General features: G+C 58.4%; 6 protein-coding genes. 3 read left to right on the top strand and 3 right to left on the bottom strand.

All coding sequences use genetic code 11. The features are described from left to right. Positions 1-73: 73 nt before the first annotated feature. Entirely contained in the window at positions 74-1000 is a 927-nt protein-coding gene (locus AC3WUT_RS27115) for a Fe(II)-2OG oxygenase family protein (protein WP_492350164.1), read from the bottom strand. A gap of 347 nt (positions 1001-1347) precedes the next feature. On the opposite strand from AC3WUT_RS27115, the gene AC3WUT_RS27110 reads away from it, so the two are divergent. The 3 genes from AC3WUT_RS27110 (at position 1348) to AC3WUT_RS27100 (ending at position 7637) form a co-directional block, all read left to right on the top strand. Continuing rightward, the gene (locus AC3WUT_RS27110) at positions 1348-2112 is read left to right on the top strand and encodes a hypothetical protein (RefSeq protein WP_492350163.1); all 765 of its coding nucleotides are present in this window, start codon (positions 1348-1350) and stop codon (positions 2110-2112) included. Between the two features lie 5 nt (positions 2113-2117). Beyond that, positions 2118-5450: a UvrD-helicase domain-containing protein gene (locus AC3WUT_RS27105; RefSeq protein ID WP_492350162.1), complete on the top strand. Its 3333-nt coding sequence runs from the start codon at positions 2118-2120 to the stop codon at positions 5448-5450. A 1755-nt stretch (positions 5451-7205) separates the two neighbouring features. Then, on the top strand, positions 7206-7637 hold the full coding sequence (locus tag AC3WUT_RS27100; protein WP_492350161.1) for a hypothetical protein: 432 nt from the start codon (positions 7206-7208) through the stop codon (positions 7635-7637). Positions 7638-7823: 186 nt separating this feature from the next. Here the strand turns inward: AC3WUT_RS27100 and AC3WUT_RS27095 are convergent, their stop codons facing one another. Then, positions 7824-8846: a sensor domain-containing diguanylate cyclase gene (locus tag AC3WUT_RS27095; RefSeq protein WP_492350160.1), complete on the bottom strand. Its 1023-nt coding sequence runs from the start codon at positions 8844-8846 to the stop codon at positions 7824-7826. 394 nt (positions 8847-9240) lie between these two features. Continuing rightward, positions 9241-10296: a DMT family transporter gene (locus tag AC3WUT_RS27090; RefSeq protein ID WP_492350169.1), complete on the bottom strand. Its 1056-nt coding sequence runs from the start codon at positions 10294-10296 to the stop codon at positions 9241-9243. Positions 10297-10366 lie beyond the last annotated feature (70 nt).

Genomic DNA, 10366 nt, shown 5'->3' with positions numbered 1-10366 from the left:
CAGCGTTCATCTCTTCTCTCCTTTCCCGGCATTCTCCGGGCTGAGCTATGAACTCCGAAATTCGAGGGCAACCTCAGTCGCCACCCACCTCTGCGCGGCCATGCAAGCACAACCGGTTGTTCACGAGAAGCACGTCTCCCGGCTCGATCGCCACAGGTTTGACAACCTCGCCGCAAGCCTTTGCGAAATTCTCGGCGGCTATTTCTGCGACCCCACCGGGTTCGGTTGGGGACACATTGGAGTGACTGAAACGAACCACTGTGCCGATGGCCACGTCCTTGAGCACCGGTTCATCTATCGCGACGTGAACTTCCCCGAGGATGTCCTGCATACCTTCGAGGAAGGTCGTTTGGGACCCGATGGAAAACTGCCCCCGCTTCAACTCTTGCACATCCTCCTGCGACAGCTTCGCAAGAGCTTCGCTTAGCACCATCACTGTCGTTGGTACCGCGTTCGGATTCCGCAGGCCAACCAAAGTAACCAAGTCGGGGGACGGCGCGATTCGGGCGTTCGAGGCATCGCAGTCCCCACTGAACGGGAAGCTCACCGCATCCGTATGGCCGCGAAGTCCACCCTGCGATTTGCGCGAAAATTTACCCCCGCCGGGAATCGCCGTCAGGCTGACAAATAGCTCGCCATTGTTCTCAGAGCCGTAGGAAATGGTCTCCAAGCCAAGAAAAGCATGGGCAGCGATAGCCGCAGCGCGGCCCATCTGCGTTCCGATGACGTCCGGAACAGGCGTAAACCAATCCGGGGTGTCGGGCAGTTCGCCAGGTTCAAATACTCCAGCAAGAAGAACGAATGGGGCCACGACGGCGTTCTGCCGCATTGCGGTCAGATCCTCACCCGCGCTCTCCAGCTTCTTCGCTACTGCACTGCCAAGGATCATTCCGAGTTCATCAGGAGAAGCCAGAGCCGTCGTTCGTTGGTCTACGGTAGTCGCCTGCTTCCAGTCTGCGACAGCAGACTTAACGGCCACGGCCAGCTTTGGCGCAGTCATAAATTCTCCCCGGATTGATACAATGTTGATATACGCGTACACTATTGTCAAGGGGAACGCACACGCCCCTGTAGACATGGAGGGCGTCTATGCGAACCACGTCAGACCCGGCAGACCTTGCTCGAGGGCAAATGCTCTTGTCCCGACTCCCGGACACATTTTCTAACATTCTTCGGACGGCCAAATTGCATCCGGAAGCCGAGGGTCACGTGTCCTTATCCTATGAGGTAGCCGGTGCTGGAATGCGCCAAGTGGTCACGACATCTTCCAATGAGGCAATCCGGCTAGTCCTCGTGGAGATCGCGTCTTTGCTCACAGCTTCCGCCGCACCATCGGAGCCCGCTCAAATGAAGTCAAGCGAGACTGAGTCCACACTCAGGGAAGAGTCCTCATCACCCGAACGAGCGCTGTCGAAAACGAGGCAGCAGACGCTTGGGGCCTCGTTGCCTTTGCGTTTGAAGGAACATCTAGATTCAGTCGCTGCTAAAGAGGCGACGAGTTTTGCGGAGATCTGCCGCCGATTTGTGCTCTTCGGGTTTGAAGATGTCGTCGCACAGTCGCTTCATGAGAGCCCGACGTCTCTATTCGAGTTGCTTGGCCGCGAGCTCCAGGAGTGGGATAGCTCGACATCCGAGCAGGTCATGGTTCGCTTGGATCCTGGGCACGCCGTTCGTCTTCGGTCCATTGCGAAGGAGTATCAGAAGTCGGTCTCCGAATTGACGGTTCTGTGCACTGCTCACGGCATTTCATTGCAGAAGACATTGGCGTCACTCGAGTCCAAAGTTTCTAGTTGCAAGGGCGCTTCGATTCGAAATCTGGTGGTGAAGCTTGGACTTCAGCCCGCAGCAGCCCCGCTCGTTTCCAGCATCCTTGCAGGAAACGTGAAGGCTCCGAGAAAGTTGCTTGCACGTCTTGCGTCGGCCTTCGAGGCACCCGAATCGCTGCTGTCGACATTGTTCCGGGGTAGCTTCGACCGCCGGCTAGTGCCTGCGTTCAAGGCGGAAGGGGTTAAACCTCGGCTTTCGACGGCACCGACAACATGGACGACCGCAGTGAAGTCGCTAAATCTCTCTGCCGATGACGCTAAGGCGCTCCTGGATTTGGGAGTTTAAGACCTATGAACCCATTCCAGCGTGCTCGGAGTGAAGCGCATGCGATCCGAGCCCAGCTGGAGCCAATGCTCGCGCACGGGCCAATTGCAGCAAAGGACCTTCTTCACAAGATCGAATCCGTCCTGAACATTGCGATTGAGCCAGTCGCGCCATCCTATACCGATCTCGGCGGTGGGACAGCCGTCCTACAGCGCGAGCAGATGTTCATCTACGTTAGCTCGGAAATTGAGGAATGGAGCGCCGACTTTTGCGGCCTCGTTGCGCACGAACTGGGCCACTACTTCCTGGACGCGACGAAGCCGGCGACCACGGTTGCCCACCTAGAGACGCTGCTTGGCAGCGCGGGGAGTCCCGCTGTCCTCAAAGTTGAGGCTTACGGAGCGAGAGAGCGGCAGGAGCTTCAGGCAAATGTGTTCGCCCGCGAGCTCTTGTTGCCGCGAGCTGTCGCTCGTCAACTTACATCGGCTGGACAGGGGCCTGCGGAGATCGCAGTAGAACTGGGCATCCCGTTGGAGTTCGTTCGACAGCAAATGCTAGACGGGCTGCTCCTTCCCGAAGCCCCCGAGACAACGAGCACCCTGAGTGCGCCGAGTCCTGACCAGCTCGCCGCAGCCAGAGCCCAGGAACGTGCTGCGAACGTGGTCGCAGGGCCAGGTACGGGTAAGACCACGACGCTCATCCATCGGGTCAAGTACCTGGTGGAAGAGAAGCATGTGCATCCGAGCCATATTCTGGTCCTCACATTCACGAACAAGGCGGCGCTGGAACTGGTCGAGCGACTGCGCAGCGTCGGGATTCCCAACGCTTCCGACATATGGGCCGGTACCTTCCACTCTTTCGGGCTGGAGTTCCTTCGGAAGTATCACCAGCATTTCCAGCTCGACTCGGACCTTCATGTTTCGGATCTGATGGGCTCGATGACCAGTCTGGTCAAGGCACTGCCTCGCGTCGACCTTCAGCACTTTCTACGTGTCGAAGACCCGTACGAATGGCTTAGGCCCGTCGTTGACGGCATCACAAGGCTCAAGGAGGAATTGGTCTCCCCCGCAGCCTATCGGAGCTTCGTCGAGAGCGATGAAGTTGAAGACGCCGAGCTTCTGCAAAAGAGGCTCGATGTGGCCTCGCTTTTCGAGTTGAATGAGACGCTGCTCAAGGAGCGCCGCACCGTTGACTTCGTTGACCTCATCTCGAAGCCAGCGATTGCCCTCAAAGATGACAGGGCACCCTTCGTTGAGCTGGTCGACCGCTACCAGTACGTTCTGGTCGATGAGTACCAGGACGTCACACGGGCCATGGTCGAGATGCTTCGCCAACTGGCGTACAAAAAGCATATCTGGGTTGTCGGCGACGTTCGGCAAGCAATTCACCATTGGCGAGGCGCTTCGCTGAAAAGCCTCCAGAAGTTCGATGTCGAGTTCAAGGCGCACGCAGCTGGAACTTCAATTCAACGGTATCCCCTGACGTTCAATCGTAGGAGCTCGCAGGAGGTCGTCGACCTCACGCAGCATGTTGGACGTGACCACGCTCTCGAGAGCTCGCTGAGGCTCGATGAGGTCATCGCCACCAAAGGCGTATCGGGCTCAAAGCCGGTTGTTGTCAATTGCCGAGATGGCGATGCTCTCCTCGGCGCGATCGCCGAAGTCATTCGCGAACTGCAGGCCGGCGGTGTGCCTTTCGGACGACAGGCAGTGCTTTGCCGCAAGTCGAGCGACGTAGAGCGGTCCGCCGAGCTATTGGAGCAGGCGGGGCTTCCCATCATTTACGTCGGTGACCTGACCGCACGGACCGAGGTCAAGCGCATCCTCTGTCTCATCCAGCTCTTGGTCGAGCGTAGACCAAAGGCGTTAGTCGGACTGGCAGGGATCCCATCACTCAACATGCCGTTGGTAGACGTAGGCGTGCTGCTGAAGGCCGCAGAGAGCGATGTGGCCTTCCAGAGAGGTCGTTGGATTCATGCGCCGCCGCCGGGGCTTAGTCCTCGCGGACTGGCGGTGACGGCATCCATCCGTGAGCTCATCGGGCGTTTCCAGCACGGCTCGAATCCATGGGCCTTCATCTGCCATCTATTGCTGGATAAGCGTTTCGGCCTCCCACCTGCCGCTGACAACAGCGTGCGAGCTTGGGTGAGCCGTGTTGCGCTCTGGCAGTTCGCCTATAGCGTGCGGAACGGCGACGGCGAGATGAAAGAGGCGAGGCTGTCTCGGTACTTGCTGCGACAACGGCTGCGGCAGCGAATCGGCGATGGCCAAGGTCAGCGTGAGCTTCCGCCGGAGGCTGCTGTGCTCGACGGCGTACGCGTTATGACCGTTCATGGCAGCAAGGGGCTGGAGTTCGAGGCTGTGCACGTCGGCTACGTGAGCGCCGACAGCTACGGAAGCCGAGAACCCAGTTGGCGGCCTGATGGCATACTCGACATCGTGCCGCCTGAAGCACTAGGCAGTACGACGGAAGAATACAAGTTTGAGGAATCGGTAGAGCGGAACAACCTGCTTTATGTGGCTGTCTCAAGAGCGAAGCATCACTTGTACCTCTATCAGGATACCAAGTTCAAGAACTCGACCGCTCCACAATTGGAGCACTACCCCAGGAAGTACCTGTCAAGGCAGTACAGCGGACCTTCGCTGACTGCGGTGAAGTCCTCTTCGGAAGCCGCGTTTTCTGCACCTAAGGCGATGCCTTTCGAAGACTTCTACAGCTACGCAATGTGCTCGTTGCGCTACTGGTATAGCCACGTCCTGGAGATGCAGAGCGAATCCGATATTGACGTTTCGCTACGTGCTCGATGGGCGGTGATGGACGCGCTCAAAGCATTCTCAAGCGGCTCGTCGGGCTCGGCACAACTCGCGCTTGGTGTTGCCTGGACTATCCGCAAGTTACCTAGCGCCGTAGAAGACCCCTCGCTGTGGGCTGACGCACTCTATGCGCTCAAACGGGGCGAAGGCCAGGTGCAGGCCTTGAGGGAACGAGGTGGAAAGTTCGAACAGACCACGGCGAACATTGCTGGATTAACGCTGCAGATGCCATGGGGTTTTCGAATCGACGGAACCTACGGCGGGACCGAGTATGCAATCCTGCGCTTCTCTCGCCGTGGGATCAGCGACTACAAGACCATCATGAACCCGGTGCTGCGCGGGTTAGGTTTGCCCGGGCCGACCTCGATGTCGCTGCACCATGTGCTGTCAGAGAAGACCGACAAGGTCGACGGCTCGAAGGCCATAGAAATGACGAAGGCCTACAAAGCCGCTGGGCGTTTCGCCGCCGGCGACAACACGCCCGCTAGCGGTCAGCACTGCAGTCGCTGTGACTTCTCAACCATCTGCCCTTCAGCACCGCAGTAGCACTCCGGCTTACAAGGTTGGAAGACTGCCGGGCTCGCGCTCTGCGCGCTGCATGACCGAAGGAAACACGCCGTCTAAGTATCCATGAGCCAGGCCGAGCGCGAGGCCGTAGCGGTGTGGAGGCCCCAGCGCAGGGTTGTTAGCCGTACGCGCCAACTACGGCACTCAGATCATGCAAGCGACGTTAGCGCTTGCGGTTGGACTGGGAAACTACGCTTCCAGCCAGCGTCTTCGTGATCGAGGATGAGCGTGAATTATTCAATGCGCCGGAGGCTTTGACCTCCATCTTCGCTCCGGTCTGCGCGGGCGTTCCGGACTGGCGGAGAGCAGAGCCAGCGAGAGAGCGCTGCACAGTACTGGCGCCGGCGTTTTGAAGAGTCTTCCCCGCGAGCGATGCGACTTGAGACGATGTTTGCTTCGTGTTCGAACCCATAGGACCTCCACAAGAGAATGATCTGCAGATGCTGGATGCATCCACAGTGGGCACTATAGACAGGGTCTCCAACGTGGTCAACCACTACCTATGGTGTTCTCAGTGATGGTGGTCTGATAACGAATGCTTCAGCAACCAGTCACAACGATGAAATACAGCTGCTGCGTTGCGCCTATCCAAACAGCTGCATTAAAGTGAAAGCCCGCAATCAATGGCGAAGTGCTTCGTTGACCAAGCAACGAAATTGGGCGCGAAGCCATTGAAATATGGTCTGAGGCAAGCCGTAGCTTGAGGCCTATCGCCAATCACCGCCCGTGATGGGTCACAACTTCTCTGTTGTGAACGGGGCCCCCCCTGGAGCCCCACCACCGAACTTTCATACCTCACTTACTTGCCGATAACTTTAATTATCGCCAAGTAAAAATTATATGTAAAAGGCGAGTAGGGCGGTTTGTAACAGCCGTTGAGCGTACCTTTGCCCTCCACAAATAAAGTCCGTCGAGCCCGCCAGCAAAGTCAGTCCGGCTCTTCACTCGGTCGGCGCGGCCGAGCGCTCGTGACGCTTGTCGAGTCCTCCTCGTGAGTTTTGAACTCCTGGAGCGCGTGGCGGCCTGCCGGATTGGCGTGCTTTCCGCAGAGCATGGCCAAGGCCTCGTGCATCCGTTCCTTGCGCCAGAGACAAACGCACTGCCGTTCACCAACTGCTGCAGCCCTCCGGGCTTCCAGATCTGTGAGCCCCCAGCAGCGCCACCATCCGCCAACGTCGGCATCACATTGGTCTCATTGATACCCGATGGTCCGCTGCGCCCGAGGCCTGCAGACAAGGCAAGATGCTTGCCTTACGCCGGTCCACCGTTCCGCTGCCGTTCGCCCCGGAAATCGTGATTGCACAAAATTTCAGCACTCCGAGCCAAGCAAGCTGGGGCGGCCTATCCGAGAAATCACATCAGCTTTGTCCACCGAATCTGTGGATAACTCCCCAGGCCAAGCTTGCTCATGCGCCATCTCCTCCGTTGCGAAGGACTCGTGGCGACACACCCAAATTTAGATGTTGGGAGGGAGTCAGAGAACCTAGTATTCATGCGGGTTCAAAGAGGACGAAGCCCGGAGACCCACATGAATGCTGGATTCCGAATCGTCCTAAATTGCACCAAAAACAAGAGGCCCCCAACTTGCGGCTCTTCGCCGTTCAATAGGTGCTCAGTCCCATCCCAGAGACACCCCCCCTCCAAAGACCCCTACTCTTTTCTCCGTTTTCCTGCTTGACTCTACGTTTCCATTCGTTCTAAAGTCCGTTAACGTTCAAAAAAGGAGCTTTAAGCATGGAAACGCAAGTCTCGATCCCCATCCCCACTCGTCAGTTCTTGGAGTTGGCGGCCTTTCTCAAGGCTCAGGGTGACACCCGAGACCCTGTACTCGCGGTGCAGGACGCCATCGACTACTGGCTAGATAACGCCAGTTGGAAGCCCGAGTTGCTGCGCCAAGTTCAGCCCTCGAACTTGGGCTACCAGTGGAAGGGCCTGTTCTTGCCAGACTCAACCGAAGTGCGCATGCAATACAAGAGCGACTGGTACTACGCCAAGGTCGAGGGCGACAAGTTGATCTACGAAGGAGAGCCCATCACACCAGGCCGCTTGGCCAACACTGTCGCGGGCACGAGCCGGAATGCTTGGCGGGACCTCTGGATCAAGCGCCCTGCTGATGCTGAATGGCTGCTGGCTGACGACTGCCGCGCAGCCGGCGAGCATGGCTGAAGCCATGAAAATACCGCCGCTCAAGAAGCACATACCCGCGAAGAAGGCGCTGAGCACGCCCACCGTACGGGGTATCTCGCCCGTACGACCGCTCAGCCGGATTCGGCCGGGTTTGACCTCTGAGTCAATGGAAACGCATCGGAACATGCTGAGTCGGCTTCCTGCTCCATTGTTTCCCAGCGCCTTTTAGGCATGCTCAGCTACCTGAATCCGACGAAGCTTCTTGCGCACATACATGGCTTTGTCAGCCAAGCTGAGCGCATGTTCGGCATCTATTGCAGAGGGCGCGACCACTGCTAGGCCCACACTCGCTCCAGCGTAGTCCAACGTCTCGCTGCCGAGTACAAAGCTGCCTTTAGTTGCCTCAAAGACGCGTGCCGAAAACCTCGCCCCCGCACCCTCAGCCTCTACCGCAGCAGAAGGCCCCAGGCCTACCACGACGAATTCGTCGCCACCGATTCGTGCCGCCAGATCCTCACCCCGCAGTCCAACCTTCAACCTACGAGCAATTTCAGTCAAGAACGCGTCACCGGCTTCGTGCCCATAGGTGTCATTGATCGCCTTGAAGCCGTCAAGATCGATGTATGCAATCAGCAGGTGAGAGCCATCACGCTTGCAATGGGCGAGCAATCTGGACAGCTCACTCAACAACGCACGGCGGTTCGGCAAGCCAGTCAAAGCGTCGGTCCTCGCATGTTGCGCCAGTTGCTCTGTCGCCAACACAAGCTGGCGCAAGAGCTGCTCTCGCTCGATGTGCTGACCGATCAAGGTGGAAAACAACGCCAGCACCCGATCGACCTCACCACTGGGCAGTCGGCTTTGGGTACTCGCGGCGCAAAGCGTTCCAAAAAGTGCTTCGGTCCCAAGGCGCACCGGGGTGCTCACATAGGTCTCGATACCCAGGGCCTTTGCAGCTTCGGAGTCGCCCCAGCAGTCCGAGACATTGGATGTGAACTGCTGCCCCTCATCCAATGCCCGCTTGCAAAGCGTATCACCCCAAGGAACGGCGAGTCCTTCAGGTATGTTCATGGTGCGGGTGTTGTGGGAAAACAGGATGCGCTGCTCATCCTTCTCAAGGTCAATCACGGTGAGATAAGCCGAGTCCAACCCACTGATGGTCTGCAACATCTCCAACAAGGGGCGCGTCAATTCCTCCAGGGATCTGGCAGATGTGACAGAGGCGACAAGCCGATCGAGAAAATCATCCATGCCGAATTATTGGCATGCCATTCCAGAAAATCTAGCAACCCACCGCAAACTGGGACCCGTCGTACGGGTTAGGCGAACGTGCCTGGGCAGGCCCCGAGATCGCAGGGTAACGAGCCACGTGCACGAGGCCTTGGTCCGTGCCTGCTACGATGACTGAGATCAGCCAATTCTGTTGAAAAACTCCCTACCTCCGTCTTGAGCGATGTTTTCGGGGGTGCCTGACCCCTTCCCGCATGTGAGATCGTCGATCCTAGGGCGATCTGAGAGGTCCATTTTTTTGCCAACGTAGGGCGCTCGGGAACTTCCGAGTTTTTCAACAGAATAAGCCAGAAGCGGTCGCTCAACGCGTTTGCAGGTAGCAGACATAGAGCAAGGCCGAACGCACGCACTCACATCAGTGACTGTGTGAATGGTGGGCATCCGGCACGTGCGCATGGCTGTGCCGCGTCGGCTCATGTCGGTGCAGGTGGCTGTGCGACCCCGTGGGCATGACCTCATGGGTGTGGTGATGGTGCCCATCGTTGTGCGCGTGCGCGTGCTCGTGCGACAGGGCTTCATGGTCATGTTCATGGTGATGTGATTCCATCAAGTGAACGGCCACCCCCAACAGCATCAGTACCCCTCCCAGCAACATGCCCCAACCGCCCGAGCGATCTCCCAACAGAAACGCGAGCGCGGCACCAATGAACGGAGCAAAGGCAAACACCGACCCCGTGCGAGCCGCCCCAAAGGCACGTTGTGCAAGCAGGTAGAAGCGCAAGCTCAAGCCATAGCCACTGCCTCCCACCGCCAGCAAACCTAGGATCGAAGCTGTTGATGGCAGTGGCTCTCCCATCAGTACCGCCAAAGCAAGCGTTGTGGCAGTGCCAAGCACTGACTTCGCCAGCACGAATTGCCCGGGATCGCGCTCAGCCAGCGCTCTTGACAAGGTGTTGTCCAGCCCCCATGCCGCCGTGGCGCCCATGACCGCCATCAACCCCCAGAACTTGCTATGGCCGCTATGCCCCTGATCCAGCACCAGCACAATCCCTCCTGCCAACAACAGGGCCACCGCAGTGGCAACTCGGCGATCCATGGTTTCCCGGTAGAGCCACCAAGCCAGCAGCGCCGTGAACAACGCCTCCAACGTCAACATCAGGGACGCCCCGGTGCCGCTCGTATGTTGTAGACCCCAGGCCAAGGCCACCGGCCCCACCGCAGCCCCCAAGAGCGCCATTGCAAGCAGGCGAGGCAGATCCGAAGGCAACAGGCGGGCCTCTCGCTCCGTCGGCTGACGCGAGAAAGCGCCGACCAGGGCGGCTCCTACGTAGAGCAGTGCAGCCGTTGTGAAGGGACCGATGCCCAGGCCCAGCCTCTGCACCAATGGGGTACTGATACCGAACAGGGTTGCGGCCAGCAGAGCCAGCATGCCGCCTTTGAGCGCAGGCATAGATTGCATTGGAGTCGTCATCGAGCACCGATTCTGCTCTGTCGTCACCCCGCTGGAGGCCAGTTGTGTGTTTCGCCTTGCGCACCTCTTG

Source organism: Curvibacter sp. EU05-FHT14A10, assembly GCF_058791075.1.
Note: the sequence above shows the minus strand (reverse complement) of the source record. Positions and strands in the feature narration are given on the sequence as shown.